This window comes from Curtobacterium sp. PhB170, assembly GCF_003752345.1.
GTDB lineage: Bacteria > Actinomycetota > Actinomycetes > Actinomycetales > Microbacteriaceae > Curtobacterium.
Genome location: NZ_RJUM01000009.1, coordinates 167887 through 187223 on the forward strand (window position 1 = coordinate 167887; position 19337 = coordinate 187223).

Genomic DNA, 19337 nt, shown 5'->3' on the forward strand with positions numbered 1-19337 from the left:
GGGCCCGTTCAGGCGGCGAACGGGTCCGGGGTGAGCACGTACACGGTCTCGAGGTACTCCTCGATGCCCTCGTGCGAACCCTCGCGGCCGAGGCCGGACGACTTCACCCCGCCGAACGGGAACGCTGCGTTCGACACGACGCCGGTGTTCAGCCCGAGCATCCCGGTCTCCAGGCGTTCGGCGAGCCGCTGCCCGCGCGGGAAGTCCGTCGTGAACGCGTAGGCGATGAGCCCGAACTCGGTGTCGTTGGCGAGCCGGATGCCCTCGTCCTCGGTCGCGAAGCGGGTGATCGACACGACCGGTCCGAAGATCTCGGTCGTCAGGATCTCCGACCCCGGCTGGACGTCGTCGAGCACCGTGGGCGAGTAGTAGGTGCCGGGCCGCTCGACGCGGTGTCCGCCGGTGACGAGCCGTGCGCCGCGGGTGACCGCATCGTCGACGAGTCCGGCGGCCTTGTCCACCGCACGGTCGTCGATGAGCGGACCCATCGTCGTGCCGTCCTCGGTGCCCCGGCCGATGCGGAGCGCGTCGACCTTCGCGGTGAGGGCTGCCACGAACGCGTCGGCGATGCCCTCCTGCACGAAGAACCGGTTGGCGGCCGTGCAGGCCTCGCCGACGTTCCGGAACTTCGCGAGCATCGCAGCGGTGACGGCGGCGTCGAGGTCGGCGTCGTCGAACACCAGCAAGGGGGCGTTGCCGCCGAGCTCCATGCTCGTCTTGAGCACGTTGTCCGCCGCCTGCTTGAGGAGCGCGGACCCGACCGGCGTCGACCCGGTGAAGGTGAGCTTGCGGAGGCGGCGGTCGGCGATGATCGGCTCGGACAGCCCCTTGGCGTCGAGGGACGGCACCACGTTGAGCACGCCGTCCGGCAGCCCGGCACGGCGGAACAGCTCGACCAGGAACAGCGTGGTCAGCGGCGTGAGGTCCGCCGGCTTCACGACGACCGTGCAGCCGGCCGCCAGTGCGGGGCCGATCTTGCGGGTCGCCATGGCGAGGGGGAAGTTCCACGGGGTGATCGCGTACACCGGGCCGACCGGACGCTTCAGGACGATCGCGCGTCCGGTGCCCTCGGGGTTGGTGCGGGCGCCGCCGATGCGGACGGCCTCCTCCGAGAACCAGCGGAGGAACTCGCCGCCGTAGACCACCTCGCCGCGGGCCTCGGCCAGGGGCTTGCCCATCTCGAGCGTCATCAGGGCAGCCAGGTCGTCCTCGTGCGCGCGGACCAGGTCGAACGCACGGCGCAGCAAGTCGGAGCGCTGGCGCGGTGCGGTGGCCGCCCACTCCTGCTGCGCGGCGACCGCGGCGTCGAGCGCGGCGATGCCGTCCTCGGGGGTGGCGTCGGCGACCTCGGCCAACACGTCGCCGGTCGAGGGGTCGCGGACGGCGAACGTCGCGCCGCTCGCCGACGGGCGCCAGGACCCGCCGATGAACAGGCCGGTCGGGACGCCGTGCACGGTGACGTGGTCGTCGCCCACGGTCGCGGTGAGGTCGCCGGCCGTGCCGCTCTTGCCGGTGTCGGTCTCGGTGCTGGTGTCGGTGTTGGTCTCGGTCACAGCTGTGCTCCTCCGGGGTTCGCGAGCCCCTCGTCCATGTCGCTGCGGTCGACGTGCCCGCCGGCCGCTCGGATGTCGTCGAGCGCGCGGGCGCTGCGCTCGTCGTCGACGCCGGCCACCAGGTCCTCGTAGACCGCGACGTCGATGCCGGCAGCACGGGCGTCGAGGGCCGAGGCCCGGACGCAGTGGTCGGTGGCGATGCCGACGATGTCGACGGAGTGCACCCGGTGCTCGGTCAGGATCTCCGGCAACGGCACGCCCGCCTCGGTCCGTGCCTGGAACGCCGAGTAGTCCGGCGTGCCCTGGCCCTTGAAGACGTCGACGTCGATCGGCTCGGTGTCGAGCTCCGGGTGGTACTCGGCGCCCGGTGTGCCGGCCACGCAGTGCACGGGCCACGTGTCGACGAAGTCGGGGCCCTCGGGTCCGGCGAAGTGTCCGCCGTTGTCGTCGTCGCCGTGGTGCCAGTCGCGGGAGCCGACGATCAGGTCGTACTCCTCGGCGTGCCGGCCGAGGAACGCGCTGATCCGTTCCGCGAGGGCCGCGCCCCCGGTGACACCGAGCGCACCGCCCTCGGTGAAGTCGTTCTGGACGTCGACGATGAGGAGAGCCCGTGCCATGGGCCCATCCAACACCCGGTGACTCAGGAGTCGGTGAGCTTGCTCCCGCACGAGTAGGCCGCCGCGGTCACCGCGTCGAGGGCCGGCAGCGCGGCCGCACGCGAGGACCCGATGGCGTAGAACGCGAAGGTCAGGCGTGAGCCGTCCGCGGCGTCGATGTACCCGCCGAGGGTGTTCGCGCTGTCGATCCACCCGGTCTTCGCGTGCACCTTGCCGCGGGCGACGGCGTTCGCGCCGGTGAAGCGGCTGGCGAGGGTGCCGGACTGGCCGGACACGGGCAGGGCGTTGGCTAGGGTGCCGAGGCCCTTCGCACCGGCGGCGACCTGCACCATGAGGTGGGCGACGAAGTTCGGCGACACCGCGTTGGCGGCGCTCTCGCCCGAGCCGTCCTTGATGACGACGCCGGCCGGGTCGACGCCGTAGGAACCGAGCGCCGACCGGTACACCGAGGTCAGCGACGCCGCCGACCCGTTCGAGCCGGACTCCTTCGACGACACCCGGGCGAGCATCTCGGCGAGGGTGTTGTCCGAGTTCGGGATCATCTGCCCGATCAGCGTCGACACCGGCTGCGAGGACACCGTCGCGATGGTGTTCGTGCTTGTCGTGGCGCGCTTGACGATCTGTGCCGACCCCACCCCGGCGACCCCGGCGTTCGCCAGTGCCGTCCGGAACGCGGTGCCCGCACGGCCGACCGGGTCCTCGGACCGGGGCGAGGTCGCCGCGGCCGGGTTCGCCCGGTCACCGTCGACCATGAGCGCCGTCACCTTCGGCTGGTACCCGATGGTGCGCTCGGACACCGGCCACGTGGGGTCCCACGCGTCGGCGTCGCTCCAGTACGTGTCGTCGGTGACGATGGTGGTGACGGGGGTGTCGCCGACCTTCGCCTTGACCTGCTGGGCGAGCTGCGCGAGCGTCGGGGCCCCCGGGTAGACCGTGCCGTTGCCGGCCGACAGGGTGGCGTCGCCGTGCCCGACCAGCGCGATGGTCCCGCCGGACTCCTGCGTGACCGTGGTCGGGATGCGGTGGTCGCCGCCGAGCACCGCGAGCGCCGTCGCCGTCGTCAGGGTCTTCATGACGCTGCCGGTCTGGGCAGCCTTGTCGCCGTCCTTCGAGAACAGGACCTCGCCGGTCTTCGCGTCCATGACGTACCCCTCGAACGCGCCGAGACCGCTCGCCGACGCCGCACCGGCGATCGAGCAGGTGCGCAGGGCGGACGGGCCCGCCGGGTCCTTCGGCACGGCGCGGGCGTCCGGGGTCGGTGTCGGCGTGCTCGTCGGTCGCCTCGTGGTGGCGGTCGACCGGCTCGGCGTCGCGGTCGCGGTCGACGTGGTCTCCCGCGCGGCCGTCGTGCCCGTGTCCGGTGTCATCGCCGCGGCGACCGCGACGGCCCCGCCCGAACCGACCACGAGCAGGGCTGCGAGCCCACCGGCGATCCAGGGCACCGGGCGGCGCACGGCGGAGGCGCGCACGGCGGCGACGGCGGCGCGGAGACGCTCCGGTACGGAAGGCGGGGTGGGCTGCTGCTCGGACATCGCGACCGATCCTACGGAACTGCGGCAGGAGCCTCCAGGCCGGATCGTGCCGATGTGGACGACGCGACCCGGATCAGGGCGCTGTGGAGGGGTCGTCCGCCGGGTAGTGCACGCCGACCTGGCGGCGGGCCTCGTCCATGACGGCCATGATCGCGACCGACTGTTCGGCGTCCATCGGACCGCCCTCGTGCACGCCGGACGTGACCATCGCCTCGAACGCGCGCGCCTCGTGGCCGTAGCCGGCCAGCTCCTCACGCGCGTCGAACTCCTCGACCACGACACCGTCGCGGTCCCGGATCCGCCACGTTGTCGGGGTGTACCAGGTCGAGTCGACGTCGATGCGCCCCGATTCGCCGATGACCGAGGCCGTGTTCGGGCTGCGCACGTCCATCCCGAAGTGGATCACCGACTGCGCACCGCCCTCGTGCGTCAGGACGATGCCCATCTGCGTGTCGACGCCCTGCTCGCTCAGCGTGCCGGCCGCGACGAGCGAGGTGGGCACGCCCAGCACGTCGACGGCGAAGGACACCGGGTACACGCCCAGGTCCAGCAGGGCTCCACCGCCCAGGGCGGGATCGCGCAGCCGGTGCGACGGGTCGGTGGGCAGGGCCTGGTGGTGCGTCGCCTCGACGAGCACCGGCCGGCCGATGCGCCCCTCGGCCAGGACCTCGCGGATCATCGCCATCTGCGGCAGGAACCGGGTCCACATCGCCTCGGTCACCGCGACGCCCGCTCGACGGGCGGCATCGACCACGGTCCGCGCCTCGGCCGCCGTCATCGTGAAGGCCTTCTCGACGAGGACGTGCTTGCCGGCGCGGATCGCGAGCAGGGCGTCCTCGGCGTGCCGGACGTGCGGGGTCGCGACGTACACGGCGTCGACCGTGTCGTCGGCGACGAGGTCCTCGTAGGAGCCGTGCGCCCGTGGGATGCCGAACTCCGCCGCGAACGCCTCGGCACCGTCGCGGGTACGGCTGCCGACCGCCGTGAACTCGATGCCCGCGGCGACGCAGTCGCCCACGAAGGACCGGGCGATGCCGCCCGTGCCGATGACTCCCCAGCGAACCGTCATGCGGCCATTTCTACCAGGACTGGCCGCAGCACTTTGGTATGGACTCCACGGGTGATTGCCAGCTAACGTGCTGCGAGATCCCCCATCTGGGGGTCACTCCTCCCCGAGTCGAAGGTGTGCAGGTCCTCCATGCGCCGTTCCGTCCTCTCCGTCGTCGCCACCAGCGCGGCGATCGTCCTCACGTCCACCCTCGTCGGCGGTCCGGCCAGTGCACACGGGTGGGGCGACCCAGGACACGGACCGGGGCACTCGGCCCACGCCGGCCTGACGCCGCGGACGCACTTCACGATGGCTGCCGACGGCACGTCCGGTGCGACGCAGGGCGGCGAGGGCATCCCCAACATCGACTCCGTCAAGAAGACCATCGCCACCTACTACGGCGACCCCGGCACGGGCCTGGCGAACCGGACCGACTCCCCCTACATCCGCGAGATGCGATCGATCGTCGCCCGCCAGGGAGCGTCGCTGCAGCGCATCCACGACCGTGCCGTCCGGCACGGCGAGCGGCCCGCGATCGTCCTCGACGCCGACGACACCACCCTGTGGACGTACGACATGGAGGTCGCGGACATGCACTTCGTGTTCGACCCCGCACGGCAGGACGAGTGGGTGCAGGACGAGCGCTTCGCCGCCACCCCGTCCATGGTCGGCTTCGTCAACCGCGCCGCCGCGATGGGCTTCACCGTGTTCGGACTGACCGGCCGGAACGACGACCAGAAGACCGCGACCGTGCAGAACCTGTCGAAGGTCGGCTACACCGCCTTCACCGAGGACCGCTTCTTCACGAAGTGGACCGGCAAGGGCGCCTCGCAGCAGCCGTCGTACGTGACCTGCGCCGCCGCGAGCTGCACGACCGTCGAGTACAAGGCCCTGACCCGCAAGCACATCGAGCAGGACCTCGGCTACGACATCACGCTGAACATCGGCGACCAGTGGAGCGACCTACAAGGCGGGTACGCCGACCGGTCCCTCAAGCTGCCGAATCCCACCTACTACCTCCCCTCGGCCGACCTGCCCGGCGTCTCCGAGCCCCGGCTGTCCCCACGGACGCAGTTCACCATGGCGGCCGACGGCTCCTCCGGTGCGACGCAGTCCGGTGAGGGCATCCCGAACATCGACTCCGTCAAGAAGACCATCGCCACGTACTACGGCGACCCCGGCACAGGCCTGGCGAACCGCACCGACTCCCCGTACATCCGCGAGATGCGGTCACTCGTCCGGCGGCAGGCCCCCGTCGTCGCCGCCCAGTGCGCCGTCGGCCGCAAGCTGCACCGCAACCCCGCGATCGTGCTCGACGCCGACGACACCACGCTCTGGACGTACGACATGGAGGTCGCGGACATGCACTTCGTCTTCGACCCCGCACGGCAGGACGAGTGGGTGCAGGACGAACGGTTCCCCGCGACCCCGTCGATGACCTCGCTCGTGTCGATCGCACAGCGTTCCGGCTGCACGATCATCGGGCTGACCGGCCGGAACGCCGATCAGGAGACCGCCACCATCGACAACCTGCAGCGCGTCGGCTACCCGCAGTTCTCTGCGACGGAGCGCGGCACCGAGACGTACTACACGAAGTGGACCGGGGTCGGGGCGTCGCAGCAGCCGTCGTACATCACCTGCGCCACGGCGAAGTGCACCACCGTCGAGTACAAGTCGCAGACCCGGGCGCACATCGAGTCACGATCGGGCGGCCGGTACGACGTGGTCGCGAACTTCGGTGACCAGTACAGCGACCTGCTCGGGGGCTCGGCGGACCGCAGCGTCAAGCTGCCGAACCCGACGTACTACCTGCCCTGAGGCCGGCGCTCGCCCTCAGCGGCGGTGCTTGCCGAGCGCCGCGTCCGGCGCCGCCAGCGGGTGGTTGCGGAACCACCGCAGCAGGGCGCGGGCCTTGCTCGTGTCCGCACTGCTGTCGCCGTCGACCAGGAACGCGTCGAACCCGTCCGGCAGCGGCGTCTCCGCGTCGCGATCGAACGCCATCGTCCATTCGCCGAACCGCGGCGTGTGGATGCGCTCCTCCACGAGCAGGCCGACATCGGTGTGACGAGGGTCGTCGATGATGCGCTGGTAGGTCTCGAGCACCGCGTCCTCCGGACCCTCCAACAACTGCATGAAGCGGCCGTCCTTGTACACGAGCAGACCGGACAGCCCGGACGCGGCGTTGCGGGACCGCGCGTGCTCGAGCAGCGCGTCCAGGCGTTCCTGGTCGAAGGGCTCGTCAGCGGCACTCATGTAGAGGAGGGACAGCAGCATGACGACCTGACGACCTTTCGACGCGCGGAGCGGGTTCGGTTCTGATGGTGGCCGATGGACGTCGCCCCCGGGAATCCCCAGAACGGGGAGAACGTGCGGTTGTCCGCACCCGTCACCGCGGATCGTACGTGCGGACCCAGTCGATCTCGAGGTGGCCAGGGTCGCCCCAGTTGCCGACCTGGAACATGTAGCGGTGCGGGGACGCCGGGACGTTCCGGGCGACCGTGTACACCAGCTCCCCGTCGAGGTAGTAGTTGACCGCTCGCCCCGGGATCCACTCCGTCGTGTAGGTGTGCCACGAGCTCCAGGACACGTGGGTGTTGTAGTGGTCGAACCCCTTCTCGTGCCCGGGCACCATCGAGTGGTGGAACACACGGGGCGTGCCGTCGAAGTTGCCCTCGGGGAAGTTGACCTCGCCGTCGGCCCAGTCGTCCGACGTCGGCCACAGCATGACCGCGACGCCGTTGTCGGCGCCGCCGATCGCGCGCGCTCGGATGCTGAACGTCCCGCCCACGTGGGACCAGGCATCCTCCGGGGTGCCGAAGGTGCCAGCCGCACCGTGCTCGCCGTCCAGGGCGACGTCCATGTACCCGTCGTGCGCGCTGATCTGCGAACCCGACCAGTACCGTCCACCAGTGCCGTCAGGGTACGGCTGCCACGACTGCGCGTACGTCGCAGCGAACGGCCCATCCGCCGCCGCCGGTGTGTCGAAGTCGACCGAGAAGGTCGGCACCCGGCCGATCGTCGGGTCGGGTCGGACGGCGGGGCCGTCCGCCCGCAGTGGCGTCGCGTTCGCCTGCTGCCCCTGGGACGCAGCGGCTGCCGACGAGCGGCTGGATTCGGGAACTGCGGCGGCGCTCACGGCGAGTGCCGCTGCCGCCGCACCCACGAGGACGATCATCGTCACACGGGTGAGCACGGTGCCTCCATCGATCGTCCGCCGGAGGAGGCTGGGCGATGTGGTTCTTGCGTCGCAGGGACCCCCGCGACGTCGTCACGCTATCCCGGGCCCCGTGCCCCTGTCTGTCCTGCAGCCGAAGCGTGCGGCTTCACGCCAACAGAAAAATCCCCGGTCAGGACCTGATGCAGATCCGTGACCGGGGATGTGTGCTGAGCCGCCTGTCGGAATCGAACCGACGACCTATTCATTACGAGTGAATCGCTCTACCGACTGAGCTAAGGCGGCGCGCTCGCTCCGAACCCGGAGCGGCACGATCAATGACTATACAGGCTCAGACGAGTGAACGCGAAACGAGCACGCCGAGCTCGGCGAAGGACCTGCGGAGCTCGTCGACCAGGTGCGAACCGGCCTCGGACCCGGACCACTCCCACCATGCGTGCCGGAGCGCACCGAGCGCCACGATCGACGCCAGGCGCGCGCGACGGCGGAGCGCATCGGGGTCCGCAGCGAGCTCGGGGTCCTCGCGCTCGAGCCGTCGGGCGACCGCCGCCTGGATCTCGGCCTGGAACTCCTTCATCGACTCCATGCGACGGCTGAAGAGCTCGGGGTTCGCCCGGAGCACCTGCTGGCGCTCCTCGATGAGTCCACGTTCCTCGATGAGCTCCTGCGTCGAGTGGACGAGTAGCGCACCGAGGTCCGACAGGAGGTCACCGTCGGGTCCCCCGTCGACGAACTCCTGCAGCGCGGCGTCGTCCGGCAGCTCCGGGTCGTCCCCGAGGATCGCTTGTTCCTTGCTCGGGAAGTAGTTGAAGAACGTGCGGGGTGAGACGTCGGCTCGACGCGAGATCTCGTCCACGGTGACCGCACCGAGGCCGTCCTCGATCGCGATGCGGAGCGCGGCCGCCTGGATGGCGCGGCGGGTGGCACGGCGTTTCCGTTCGCGCAGGCCGGGTTCAGCGTCGGGCATGCCGTGATTGTCCCATGCCCCACTCGCTGCGGGGAGTGTGCGTCGCGGTCAGTGCCGGACGCGGGCGATCGTGACGAGCAGCGCCTCGAGCGCGAGCAACGCCGCCACGTTTGCGGCGATCCGCTGCCGGGCGAGGGCGATGGCGTCGAGCACCTCGAGCGCCGCGGCCGGCGTGACCGACTGCAGCGCCTGGTCGAGGTGGTCGCGCATCGCCAGGTTGACGGGTTCCGCCGGGGCACCGAGACCGAGCAGGAGCAGGTCGCGGTACAGCGAGGACACGTCGACCAGGATGCGGTCGAGACCGTCGCGCAGGCTGCGGGTCGCACGGCGCTTCTGGTCGTCCTCGAGCAGCCGGAGCTGCGAGCGGAGGGCCGGCGGGATCGTGCCGCCGGGTTCGATGCCGAGCGATCGCAGTGCGGCGTCGCGTTCTTCGGAGTCGCGCTGCTGCGTGATGGCCTTGGCGTCCTCGTCGGCGACGGCGAGCAGGTCGGCAGCGGCCATCACGGCGTCACCGACGCTCCGGACGCCGAGCACGGTCGTCAGGGTGCGGCGTCGACGATCGCGGGCGTCTTCACTCGTCGCAAGGCGTTGCGCCATGCCGATGTGGCTCTGCGCCTGCCGCGCTGCGTCCATCGCGAGGGCGCGGTCGATCCCGGTGCGGGCGACGAGGAGGTCGGCGACGGACTCGACGCCGGGGACCCGGAGGCGCACGGAGCGGACGCGCGACCGGATGGTGGGCAACAGGTCGGCTTCACTCGGGGCGCAGAGGATCCAGACCGTGCGCTCCGGAGGTTCTTCGAGCGCCTTGAGCAGCAGGTTCGAGGTGCGTTCCGTCATCCGGTCGGCGTCCTCGATGATGACGATGCGGTAGCGCCCGACCGAGGGCGAGTAGTACGACGACGTCACGAGCTGTCGGATCTCGTCGATCGTGATGATCACGCGCTGCGTCGTGAGCACCGACACGTCGGGGTGGGTCTTCGCGGTGATCTGCTGCAGGGTGTGGTCGTCGTCGGGACCGTTGCCCACGAGGGCCGCGGCGAACGCCGTCGCCACGTTCGACCTCCCGGACCCGGGCGGCCCCGTGATCAACCACGAGTGCGTCATGCCGCCGGTGCCGTCGGTCGACTCCGCGGCGTTCCGGAGGGAGGCGACTGCTTCTTCCTGACCGGTCAGGCCGTCCCACACGCTCACGGGACCATCCTGTCAGCGACCACCGTCATGCGGGCGACCACGGTCATGCGGGCGACCACGGTCATGCGGGCACCACCGTCACGCGGGCGACCACGGTCATGCCGGGTCGATCGCGACGAGCGGGGCGACCGCGGCACGGATGGCACGCTGCACGTCATCGGTGGATCCGCCGGCGTCGACCACCAGGAAGCGGTCGGGCTCGGCTGCCGCCATGTCCAGGAAGGCCCGTCGCACCGACTCGTGGAACGCCTCGGCCTCGGACTCCAGGCGGTCGAACGTGTCGCCACGGGCCGCAGCGACCCGGGCGCGTCCGACCGTCACATCGAGGTCGAGCAGGATCGTCAGGTCCGGCGCCAAGCCGTCCGCCGCCCACTCCGACACCGAGCGGATGTGTTCGGCGCCGAGGCCGCGCGCGACGCCCTGGTAGGCGACCGACGAGTCGATGTACCGGTCCTGCAGCACGACCTCGTCGCGGGCGATCGCGGGACGCACGACCGTCTCGACGTGGTGCGCGCGGTCCGCCGCGTACAACAGCGCTTCAGCCCGGGGCGACACGTGCCCTCGCTCGTGCAGCACGATCTCGCGGATCCGGAGGCCCAGGTCGGTGCCGCCGGGCTCGCGGGTGCGCAGGACCGTGCGGCCGTGTTCGGCGAGCCACGCCGAGAGCAGCTCGGCCTGGGTCGTCTTGCCCACGCCGTCGCCGCCCTCGAGCGTGATGAACCGTCCGGTCACTTCTTCTTCGCCGGAGCCCGTCGGGCCGGCGTCTTCTTCTTGACGGGGCCCTTGGCGCGCTTGTCCGCGATGAGCTGGACCGCACGGGCATGGTCGACCGCCTCGACGTCCTCGCCCTTCGGGATCGTCGCGTTCGTCTCGCCGTCGGTGACGTAGGGGCCGAACCGGCCGTCCTTCATCTTGATCGGCTTGCCGGACACGGGGTCCGCCTCGAACTCCTTCAGCGCGGAGCTCGCGGCACGGTTCCCGCCGTACTTCGGCTGCGAGAAGATCTCGAGCGCACCGGGGAGGTCGATGTCGAAGATCGCGTCCTCGCCCGGGAGCGTCCGAGTGTCCGTCCCCTTCTTCAGGTACGGGCCGTAGCGACCGTTCTGCGCGGTGATGTCGTTGCCGGTCTCCGGGTCCTGGCCGACCACTCGGGGCAGGTCGAGGAGCTTCAGCGCGGTCTCGAGGTCGACGGTCGCCGGGTCCATCGACTTGAAGAGCGAGGCGGTCCGTTCCTTGGGCGCCGCGGCCTTCTTCGTCGTCTTCTTCGCCGGGGCCTTCTTCGCCGGGGCCTTCTTGCCGGTCGTCGTCTCGGCAGGGGCCTCGGCCGTTGCGGGCTCCGGGGCGGCGGCGGCGTCGTCGACGACCTCGCCGGTCTTCGGGTCGACGGTGGGCTCGGGCTCCGGGGTGCGCTCCGTGACGTAGGGGCCGAAGCGGCCGTCCTTCGCCAGGACCTCCTTGCCCGTGTCCGGGTTGATGCCCACGACGCGGTCGCCGATGACGGGGGCGTCGACGAGTTCCTTGGCCTTCTCGACGGTCAGCTCGTCGGGTGCCAGGTCCTCGGGGACGTTGACGCGACGCGGCTTCTCCGGGTCGTCGCTCGGCACCTCGATGTAGGGGCCGTAGCGACCGATCCGCAGGGTGAGGCCCGGTGCGAGCTCGACCGAGTTGATCTCACGCGCGTCGATCTCGCCGAGGTTGTCGATGACGGTCCGCAGGCCACGCTGGTCGTCGTCGCCGCCACCGAAGTAGAAGCCCTTGAGCCAGTCGACCCGGTCGGCGTCGCCGCGGGCGATCCGGTCGAGGTCCTCTTCCATCTCGGCGGTGAAGTCGTACTCCACCAGTTCGCCGAAGTACTCCTCGAGCAACCGGACCACGCTGAACGCGATCCAGTTCGGCACGAGCTGAGTGCCGCGCAGGGACACGTAGCCGCGGTCGATGATCGTCGGGCTGATCGTCGGGTAGGTCGACGGACGCCCGATCCCGAGCTCTTCCAGCGTCTTGATGAGGCTGGCCTCGGTGAAGCGCGGCGGCGGCGTGGTGTCGTGCCCCTTCGCCAGCACGTCGTGCACCTCGAGGTGCTCGCCCTGCTTGACATCGGGCAGCGCGACGTCCTGACCGGCACGCTCGCTCGACTCGTGGCGGTCCTCGTCGCGGCCTTCTTCGTAGGCGCTGAGGAACCCGCGGAAGGTGATGACGGTGCCGGACGCGGTGAACTCGGCGTCCGTGCCGTTCGCGGTCGACGTGATGCCCTCGACCGACTCGGTCGACGCGATCCCGAGCACGATCGACGCGGTCGAACCCTTGGCGTCCGCCATCTGGGAGGCGACGGTGCGCTTCCAGATGAGGTCGTAGAGCCGCCACTCGACACCGGTGAGTGTGCCCTGGAGCTCCTGCGGGGTGCGGAAGGAGTCGCCCGAGGGACGGATCGCCTCGTGCGCCTCTTGCGCGTTCTTGCTCTTGCTCGCGTACAGACGGGGCTGGTCCGGCACGGTCGCGGCGCCGTAGAGGTCGGCCGCCTGCTTGCGCGCCGCGTCGATCGCCTGCTTCGAGAGCGAGACCGAGTCGGTACGGATGTAGGTGATGTACCCGTTCTCGTACAGCGTCTGCGCCGCACGCGCCGTCTGCCGCGGCGACAGGCGCAGCTTGCGCGCTGCCTCCTGCTGCAGGGTCGACGTGGTGAACGGTGCCGCCGGACGGCGGGTGTACGGCTTCGAGTCGACGCTGCGGACGGTGGCGTCCCCGGCGCGCTCGAGCACGGTGGTCAGCGAGGCGGCTGCGGCCTCGTCCAGACGCACGACGTCACCGCTGAGCGCACCGCGGTCGTCGAAGTCGCGCCCCGAGGCGACGCGGGTGCCCTGGATCCGGGCGAGTCGCGCCGAGAAGGAGGACTCCCCCGCCTTCTCGAACCGAGCGGAGAGGTCCCAGTAGTTGGCCGAGACGAAGGCGAGACGCTCGCGTTCGCGGTCGACCACGAGCCGGGTCGCGGCGGACTGCACGCGACCGGCGGAGAGGCCGGGAGCGACCTTGCGCCACAGGACCGGCGAGACCTCGTACCCGTAGAGACGATCGAGGATGCGGCGGGTCTCCTGCGCGTCGACGAGGGCGGTGTCGAGCTCACGGGTGGCCTCCTGCGCACGCTGGATCGCCTCCTTCGTGATCTCGTGGAAGACCATCCGCTTGACGGGGACCTTCGGCTTGAGGACCTGGAGCAGGTGCCAGGCGATCGCTTCACCCTCGCGGTCTTCATCTGTTGCGAGGTAGAGCTCGTCGGCATCCTTGAGCGCACGCTTGAGCTCGGCGACCGTCTTCTTCTTGGCGTCGGACACGACGTAGTACGGCTCGAAGCCGTTGTCGACGTCCACCGAGAACTTGCCGAGGGAGCCCTTCTTGAGCTCGGCCGGCAGGTTCTTGGGCTCGACGAGGTCGCGGATGTGTCCGACCGAGGCCTGGACTTCGTATCCGTCACCGAGGTATTGCGCGATCGTCTTCGCCTTCGCGGGGCTCTCGACGATCACGAGCTTCTTCGTGCCTGGCACGTGTCTCCTTGATCCGTGGTGCTGGTCGGCCCTGGACACGAACGTGTCCGGGTCGCCCGGGACATCGGTGACCGGTGGCCGACAGGCACACCATACACACCGTGGTCGGGGTGGTCGGGGTGGTCGTCCGCCGGACCGGCGACCGCGGACGCGCCGACGGCGAACGGTCCGGAGTCGACGACCACCCGAACCCGGGCCGTCACGGCGGCGAGGTCGCAGGCCACGAGGGCCGAGCCGTTCGCCCGCGCGACCCGCTCGGCGACGTCGCACGGCGAGCCGGTCAGGAGTCCGACGGACGCCGCAGCGGCCGAGGTCGCGGCGGCGTCGGCCGCGTCCCCGGCCCGGACTGCCTGCGTGCGGTGTCCGGCGGCGGCGAGCGCCGACGACGCGACGAGCACCCCGACGCCGAGGACGGCGGCGACGAGCACGGTCACCGAACCGCGCTCGCGGTCAGCGTCCCCCGGCCGCAGCACACGCCGTCGCCCGGAGCGGCAGCGCCGAGAACGGACCGGTGCCGCCGCGCGTGGCGTCGACGCACACCAGGTCGTCGGTGCGCCGGACGGTGACGGAGGATCCCGGCGCGATCCGCTCGGCGGCGGCGAGTCCGACGGCGTCGTCCCCGCGCCCGACGCCCCGCGCAGCCGCCGCGGCGGCCGACTGCAGGCGTCCTTGTCCGTCGACGACCAGCACGGCCGCGACGAGCAGGGTGAGGACGAGTGCGACGGCGGGCAGCACGACCGCGAACTCGACCGTGACCGAGCCCCGGTCGGAGTCCCGGTCGGGGCGCCGCGCCTGGTCACAGCGAGAGGGCACCGCGGACGAGCTCGGTGAGGATGGTCTGTACCTCGCCCGAGCGCATGACGGCGACGAGCACACCGGCGAACGCCACGGCGGCGAGGATGACGACCGCGTACTCGGCGGTCGCGGACCCCTGGTCGTCCTGCGCGACGGCGCGGAGCCGGTCGAAGAAGCGGCTGGTGCGACGGATTCGGTTCGGGGTGGTGCACATGGGTTCGTCCCTTCTGTTGCGGTGATCCCAGCGTGGCGCGTGGCCACCGCACGATCGTGGCCTCGAGCGGCATCTGTGGAGAGGTCATCGCGCACCGACGACGGTGGAGGAGAGGACGCCGACCACGACGGGGACCACCCCGACGAGCACGAACGCGGGAAGGACGCAGACACCGAGCGGCAGCACGAGTCGGACGGCCAGGCGCTCGGCCGCGGCGAGGCCGGCAGCAGCAGCGTCGTCACGGACGTCCTCCGCGGCGCGGCGCAGCAGTCCCGCCGCGGGCACGCCCGCTCGCACGGCCAGGTCGAGGACCTCGCGGAGGCGGACCACGTCGGCCGCCGGCGGGACGATCCCGTCGGCGGCACGACGGACCGCCTCGCCGGCGGCGATCCACGAACCACCGCCCGAGACGGCCACCGCCCAGGCGTCGAGGACGACCCCGGGCACGCGTCCGTCCGGCGTCGCCGACCGGACGAGCCGCGCGGTCCAGGCGCGCCCGGACAGGACGAGCACGGCCGCGAGCGCCGAGCAGACCCAGCCGAGCGGCGAGCTCGTGAGGACCTGCACCGCTCCGGAGCCCCACGCGGCCCCGAGTCCGAGGCCGAACAACGGCAGCGCCAGGACGACGCGGGCGCTGGTGCGCGGGCCGGCGAGGGCGACCCGGATCGCCCGGTCCGACGCTGCCGATCGGCGGAGCGCGCCGGCGAGTGCCCCGAGCGTCTCCGCGACGGGGGCGCCGGTCCGGTCCGCGACCCGCAGGACGACGGCGATGTCCGCGGACGCGGGAGCGGTCCCTGCGGGGAGCCGGCCGACGAGCTCCCAGGCCCGCGGCGGCGGGACCCCGGCGGCGACGAGCGTCGCGACCCGGTCGAGGGTGCCGGCCACGTGCGCCGGGTCGAACGGCAGAGGGCGCCGGACCCGACGCCCCGGGAGCAACCCCCTGCTCACGGTGCCCCGTCCACCGGGCGCACCCCGAGCCTCCCGTCCGCCCCGACGTGGAACGCGCCCACCGCAGCGAGCCGTCGTCCGCCTGCCCGACGCTCGACGTGGAGCACCAGGTCGAACGCGCTGACCGCTTGTCGGGCGAGCGCCTCGACGCCGAGCCCGGCGAGGGCGCCGAGCGCCTCGAGCCGAGCGGCGACGTCCGCGACACCGTTCGCGTGCACGGTGCCGGCGCCCCCGTCGTGGCCCGTGTTCAGCGCGGACATGAGCTCGCGGACCTCGGCGCCCCGGCACTCCCCCACGACGATCCGGTCCGGGCGCATCCGCAGGGCTTCACGCACGAGCCGGTCGAGGCCGAGCGCGCCGACGCCCTCGGCGTTCGCCTGCCGCGCCTCGAGTGCGACCACGTGCGGATGGGCGATGCGCAGCTCGGCGACGTCCTCGACCGTGACGATCCGCTCGTCGGCCGGGACGGCGCCGAGCATCGCGGCGAGCAGGGTGGTCTTGCCGCTGCCGGTGGCACCGGTGACCAGGACGTTGCGGCGCTGGTGCACGGCCGCCTCGACGACGGAGCGCGGAACGTGCTCGAAGGTGCCGGCGCGGTCGAGTGCGGCGAGGGTCGGACGGTCGGGGTGTGGGAGCCGGATCGAGATCGCCGTGCCACCGACCGAGACCGGGGCGAGCACGACGTGCACCCGGATCCCGTCGCCGTGCCGGACGTCGGCGCACGGCGTGGTCTCGTCGACGTGGCGTCCGCCGAGCGCCACCAGCCGCGTGGCGAGCTCGCGGGTGCGCGCCTCGGTCAGGCGGGGCGCGGCGGCTTCGAGTCCGCCGCCACGGTCGACCCAGGTGCCGACACCGCCGACGACCAGGACGTCGGTGACCCCGGCGTCCGTCACGAGCCCGGCGAGTTCCTCGAACTCGACGACACCGTGCGTCCGGCGCCGAAGGGCGGCAGCGGCAGCCCCCGGCGGAAGAGCCCCCGCCCCGGGCAGGTACGGCCCGGCCCCCGGCAGGAAGGGCCCGGAGCCGGGCAGGAACGGCGTGGCACGGTGACGGTGCATGACGCCAGAGCGTAGGAGGAGAGCCGTTTTCGGCATCGGGTGCCACAACCAGCCTGTGGAGGGGTAAGGCTCGACGGCACCAACGGACCGATTTGTCCCCCGAAACGGAAAGCCGTACCCCACTCGGTGCGGAGCACCCGACACGGCGCGACGACTGACCACGCGAGCAGGTCCCGCCGTTCACGGGCGCCGGGGCGGAGTAGCAATTGCTACGGCCAATCCGCGCACTCGATGCGTGAGCATGTACCGGTCTGTCCACCGGACCGGCGTCCCTGTGCGGATCGCCGCCGATCGTCAGCGGTCGGCGAGCGCCGATCGCTCGAGCCGGACCCCGGACAAAAGAAGAGGCGGCACCGGTTGGGGGGAACTGGTGCCGCCTGGACACCGAAGGATTGGGGGGAATCCGATTCGGTGCCGCCGGAAACGAGTCCAGCAGGAACTACTGTACCCCACGATCCGCCCCTCGGGGCAACCCCCGACACGACGGCCGGGCGTGCCGCCGCGACCGACAGCCGACCCCGCCCGACGTGCCGCCTCGACGAGGACACCGCCGGCCCCACCGTCGCGGCCCGGCGGGCCTGCACCCGGGCCGCCGCTCGTCACGGAACCACGCAGCGCACCGGCCGAGGGGTAGTCTCCGTGGCGCACCCTGAGGACGCAACGACGCGAAAGGACATCGATGTCCACTCCGACCCAGACCGACCACCGCGAGGACGACGGCGCCACCTTCCCGCCGACGCCCGAGTTCGTCGCCGACGCCGTCGCGCACGAGGACCTGCACGAGGCCGCCGCCGCCGACCGCGAGGCCTTCTGGGCCGAGCAGTCCCGCAGCCTGCTCGACTGGCGCACCCCGTTCACGCAGACCCTCGACTGGTCCGGCGCCCCGTTCGCGAAGTGGTTCGCCGACGGCACGCTCAACGTGGCCGAGAACTGCCTCGACCGGCACGTCCGGGCGGGCAACGGCGACCGGGTGGCGATCCACTTCGAGGGCGCACCCGGCGACACCCGCCGCATCACCTACGCCGAACTCACCGCCGACGTGCAGCGCGCCGCGAACATGCTCACCGACCTCGGTGTCGGGCAGGGCGACCGCGTCGTCGTCTACCTGCCGCTCATCCCCGAGGCCGTCGTGACGATGCTCGCCGTCGCCCGCATCGGCGCCGTGCACTCCGTCGTGTTCGGCGGGTTCAGCGCCGAGAGCCTCCGTGCGCGCATCGAGGACGCCGGCGCGAAGCTCGTCGTCACGGCCGACGGCGGTTGGCGGCGCGGCGCGGTCTCCGCGCTCAAGCCCGCGGTCGACGAGGCACTCGAGGGCGAGGGCACCGAGAGCGTCGAGCACGTCCTGGTCGTCAAGCGCGGCGGCAACGAGATCGACTGGAACGACCGCGACCTCTGGTGGCACGACGAACTGGCGAAGGCGGACGCCACCCACGAGGCGCAGGCGTTCCCCGCCGAGACCCCGCTCTTCATCCTGTACACCTCGGGCACGACCGGCAAGCCGAAGGGGATCGTGCACACCTCCGGCGGGTACCTGACCCAGGCCGCGTACACGCACAAGAACGTGTTCGACATGCACCCCGAGAAGGACGTCTACTGGTGCACCGCCGACATCGGCTGGATCACCGGGCACTCGTACGTCGTCTACGGCCCCCTGGCGAACGGCGTGACGCAGGTGCTCTACGAGGGCACGCCCGACGAGCCGAAGCCCGGCCGCTGGTGGGACATCGTCGACTCCTACGGCGTCACCGTCCTGTACACCGCGCCGACGGCGGTCCGTGCGGCGATGAAGGCCGGCCGTGAGATCCCCGAGGCCCGCAGTCTCGAGACCCTCCGTCTGCTCGGCAGCGTCGGCGAACCCATCAACCCGGAGGCGTGGAACTGGTACCGCCAGGTCATCGGCCACGACCGCACACCCATCGTCGACACGTGGTGGCAGACCGAGACCGGCGCGATCATGATCTCCGCCCTGCCCGGCGTCACGAAGCTCAAGCCCGGTGCCGCCCAGACGCCGCTGCCCGGCATCGTCGCCGAGATCGTCGACGACGACGGCAACCGCGCCGATCCCGGCGAGAGCGGCTACCTCACGATCACGGAGCCGTGGCCGTCGATGGCGCGCGGCATCTGGGGCGACCCGGACCGGTTCGTCGAGACGTACTGGTCGCGGTTCCCCGGCCGGTACTTCGCCGGCGACGGTGCACGGCTCGACGGCCAGGGCGACATCTGGATCCAGGGCCGCGTCGACGACGTGATGAACGTCTCGGGCCACCGCCTCTCGACGGCCGAGATCGAGTCCGCACTGGTCGGGCACGAGGGCGTCGCCGAGGCCGCCGTCGTCGGGGCCGCCGACGAGACGACCGGACAGGCGGTCGTCGCGTACGTCATCCTGACCGCCGAAGCCGCCGCCGACGTCGACCGCGAATCGGCGTCGACCGAACTCCGCAACTGGGTGGGCAAGCGCATCGGCGCGATCGCGAAGCCCCGCCAGGTGGTCATCGTCCCCGAGCTGCCCAAGACGCGCTCCGGCAAGATCATGCGGCGCCTGCTCCGCGACGCGGCCGAGGGCCGCCGCATCGGCGACACGACGACGCTGGCCGACCCGACGATCATGGCGACCATCGCGGAACTCATGGAGTCCCGGTAACGGAAGCAGGGCCTCCCGTCCATCTCGGACTGGAGGCCCTGCTCACGTTCCTTCCGTCGGTC

At 71.7% G+C, this 19337-nt stretch carries 17 protein-coding genes and 1 tRNA gene; 2 read left to right on the forward strand and 16 right to left on the reverse strand.

The annotated features are described in order from the left end of the window. Positions 1 to 8: 8 nt before the first annotated feature. The 4 genes from EDF40_RS04950 to EDF40_RS04965 form a co-directional block, all read right to left on the reverse strand. Positions 9 to 1475 carry an NAD-dependent succinate-semialdehyde dehydrogenase gene (locus EDF40_RS04950; RefSeq protein WP_123339061.1) on the reverse strand — a complete coding sequence of 489 codons (1467 nt, stop codon included), beginning with the start codon at positions 1473 to 1475 and terminating at the stop codon, positions 9 to 11. Positions 1476 to 1549: 74 nt separating this feature from the next. Beyond that, positions 1550 to 2170 carry an isochorismatase family protein gene (locus tag EDF40_RS04955; RefSeq protein ID WP_111084202.1) on the reverse strand — a complete coding sequence of 207 codons (621 nt, stop codon included), beginning with the start codon at positions 2168 to 2170 and terminating at the stop codon, positions 1550 to 1552. Positions 2171 to 2193: 23 nt separating this feature from the next. Continuing rightward, positions 2194 to 3702 (reverse strand): D-alanyl-D-alanine carboxypeptidase/D-alanyl-D-alanine-endopeptidase, encoded by a 1509-nt coding sequence (gene dacB, locus EDF40_RS19120; RefSeq protein WP_185002779.1) that lies wholly within the window; start codon positions 3700 to 3702, stop codon positions 2194 to 2196. A 73-nt stretch (positions 3703 to 3775) separates the two neighbouring features. Continuing rightward, complete coding sequence (locus tag EDF40_RS04965; protein ID WP_123338902.1) at positions 3776 to 4771, reverse strand: Gfo/Idh/MocA family protein; 996 nt, start codon at positions 4769 to 4771, stop codon at positions 3776 to 3778. A 129-nt stretch (positions 4772 to 4900) separates the two neighbouring features. On the opposite strand from EDF40_RS04965, the gene EDF40_RS04970 reads away from it, so the two are divergent. Beyond that, a complete protein-coding gene (locus EDF40_RS04970; RefSeq protein WP_123338901.1) occupies positions 4901 to 6568 on the forward strand; it encodes an HAD family acid phosphatase in 1668 nt (555 codons plus the stop codon). 15 nt (positions 6569 to 6583) lie between these two features. Here EDF40_RS04970 and EDF40_RS04975 read toward each other — a convergent pair whose 3' ends face one another. The 12 genes from EDF40_RS04975 to EDF40_RS05030 all read right to left on the reverse strand — a co-directional run bounded on the left by EDF40_RS04975 (position 6584) and on the right by EDF40_RS05030 (position 16634). Beyond that, a complete protein-coding gene (locus EDF40_RS04975) occupies positions 6584 to 7024 on the reverse strand; it encodes a BLUF domain-containing protein (RefSeq protein ID WP_123338900.1) in 441 nt (146 codons plus the stop codon). 112 nt (positions 7025 to 7136) lie between these two features. After that, entirely contained in the window at positions 7137 to 7943 is an 807-nt protein-coding gene (locus EDF40_RS04980) for a glycoside hydrolase family 16 protein (protein ID WP_123338899.1), read from the reverse strand. Positions 7944 to 8137: 194 nt separating this feature from the next. Next, positions 8138 to 8210, reverse strand: a tRNA-Thr gene (locus EDF40_RS04985). 46 nt (positions 8211 to 8256) lie between these two features. After that, complete coding sequence (locus EDF40_RS04990) at positions 8257 to 8892, reverse strand: TetR/AcrR family transcriptional regulator (protein ID WP_111084208.1); 636 nt, start codon at positions 8890 to 8892, stop codon at positions 8257 to 8259. 48 nt (positions 8893 to 8940) lie between these two features. Then, positions 8941 to 10083: a DNA polymerase III subunit delta' gene (locus tag EDF40_RS04995; RefSeq protein WP_123338898.1), complete on the reverse strand. Its 1143-nt coding sequence runs from the start codon at positions 10081 to 10083 to the stop codon at positions 8941 to 8943. A gap of 96 nt (positions 10084 to 10179) precedes the next feature. Continuing rightward, positions 10180 to 10815, reverse strand: coding sequence for a dTMP kinase (tmk, locus tag EDF40_RS05000; protein WP_123338897.1), 636 nt, complete (start codon positions 10813 to 10815; stop codon positions 10180 to 10182). Continuing rightward, positions 10812 to 13619 carry a type I DNA topoisomerase gene (gene topA, locus EDF40_RS05005; RefSeq protein WP_123338896.1) on the reverse strand — a complete coding sequence of 936 codons (2808 nt, stop codon included), beginning with the start codon at positions 13617 to 13619 and terminating at the stop codon, positions 10812 to 10814. The genes tmk and topA overlap by 4 nt, the downstream gene beginning before the upstream one ends. After that, complete coding sequence (locus EDF40_RS05010; RefSeq protein ID WP_185002782.1) at positions 13595 to 14053, reverse strand: hypothetical protein; 459 nt, start codon at positions 14051 to 14053, stop codon at positions 13595 to 13597. Before EDF40_RS05010 ends, topA begins: the two co-directional genes overlap by 25 nt. Before the next feature lie 16 nt (positions 14054 to 14069). Next, positions 14070 to 14432, reverse strand: a complete 363-nt coding sequence (locus EDF40_RS05015) for a TadE family protein (RefSeq protein ID WP_123338895.1) — start codon at positions 14430 to 14432, stop codon at positions 14070 to 14072. Beyond that, a complete protein-coding gene (locus tag EDF40_RS05020) occupies positions 14416 to 14628 on the reverse strand; it encodes a DUF4244 domain-containing protein (RefSeq protein WP_123338894.1) in 213 nt (70 codons plus the stop codon). Before EDF40_RS05020 ends, EDF40_RS05015 begins: the two co-directional genes overlap by 17 nt. 84 nt (positions 14629 to 14712) lie before the next feature. Further along, a complete protein-coding gene (locus EDF40_RS05025; RefSeq protein WP_185002784.1) occupies positions 14713 to 15513 on the reverse strand; it encodes a type II secretion system F family protein in 801 nt (266 codons plus the stop codon). Positions 15514 to 15572: 59 nt separating this feature from the next. Then, a complete protein-coding gene (locus tag EDF40_RS05030) occupies positions 15573 to 16634 on the reverse strand; it encodes a TadA family conjugal transfer-associated ATPase (protein ID WP_123338892.1) in 1062 nt (353 codons plus the stop codon). Positions 16635 to 17313: 679 nt separating this feature from the next. Here EDF40_RS05030 and acs point away from each other — a divergent pair. After that, the gene (gene acs / locus EDF40_RS05035) at positions 17314 to 19275 is read left to right on the forward strand and encodes an acetate--CoA ligase (protein WP_123338891.1); all 1962 of its coding nucleotides are present in this window, start codon (positions 17314 to 17316) and stop codon (positions 19273 to 19275) included. Positions 19276 to 19337: the final 62 nt, after the last annotated feature.

What these genes read in the sequence shown, in the direction of transcription:
- EDF40_RS04955 (WP_111084202.1), bottom strand. Translation starts at nt 2,170, where the DNA reads ATGGCACGGGCTCTCCTCATCGTCGACGTCCAGAACGACTTCACCGAG.
- dacB (WP_185002779.1), bottom strand. Translation starts at nt 3,702, where the DNA reads ATGTCCGAGCAGCAGCCCACCCCGCCTTCCGTACCGGAGCGTCTCCGC.
- EDF40_RS04965 (WP_123338902.1), bottom strand. Translation starts at nt 4,771, where the DNA reads ATGACGGTTCGCTGGGGAGTCATCGGCACGGGCGGCATCGCCCGGTCC.
- EDF40_RS04970 (WP_123338901.1), top strand. Translation starts at nt 4,901, where the DNA reads ATGCGCCGTTCCGTCCTCTCCGTCGTCGCCACCAGCGCGGCGATCGTC.
- EDF40_RS04975 (WP_123338900.1), bottom strand. Translation starts at nt 7,024, where the DNA reads ATGCTGCTGTCCCTCCTCTACATGAGTGCCGCTGACGAGCCCTTCGAC.
- EDF40_RS04990 (WP_111084208.1), bottom strand. Translation starts at nt 8,892, where the DNA reads ATGCCCGACGCTGAACCCGGCCTGCGCGAACGGAAACGCCGTGCCACC.
- EDF40_RS05020 (WP_123338894.1), bottom strand. Translation starts at nt 14,628, where the DNA reads ATGTGCACCACCCCGAACCGAATCCGTCGCACCAGCCGCTTCTTCGAC.
- EDF40_RS05030 (WP_123338892.1), bottom strand. Translation starts at nt 16,634, where the DNA reads ATGCACCGTCACCGTGCCACGCCGTTCCTGCCCGGCTCCGGGCCCTTC.
- acs (WP_123338891.1), top strand. Translation starts at nt 17,314, where the DNA reads ATGTCCACTCCGACCCAGACCGACCACCGCGAGGACGACGGCGCCACC.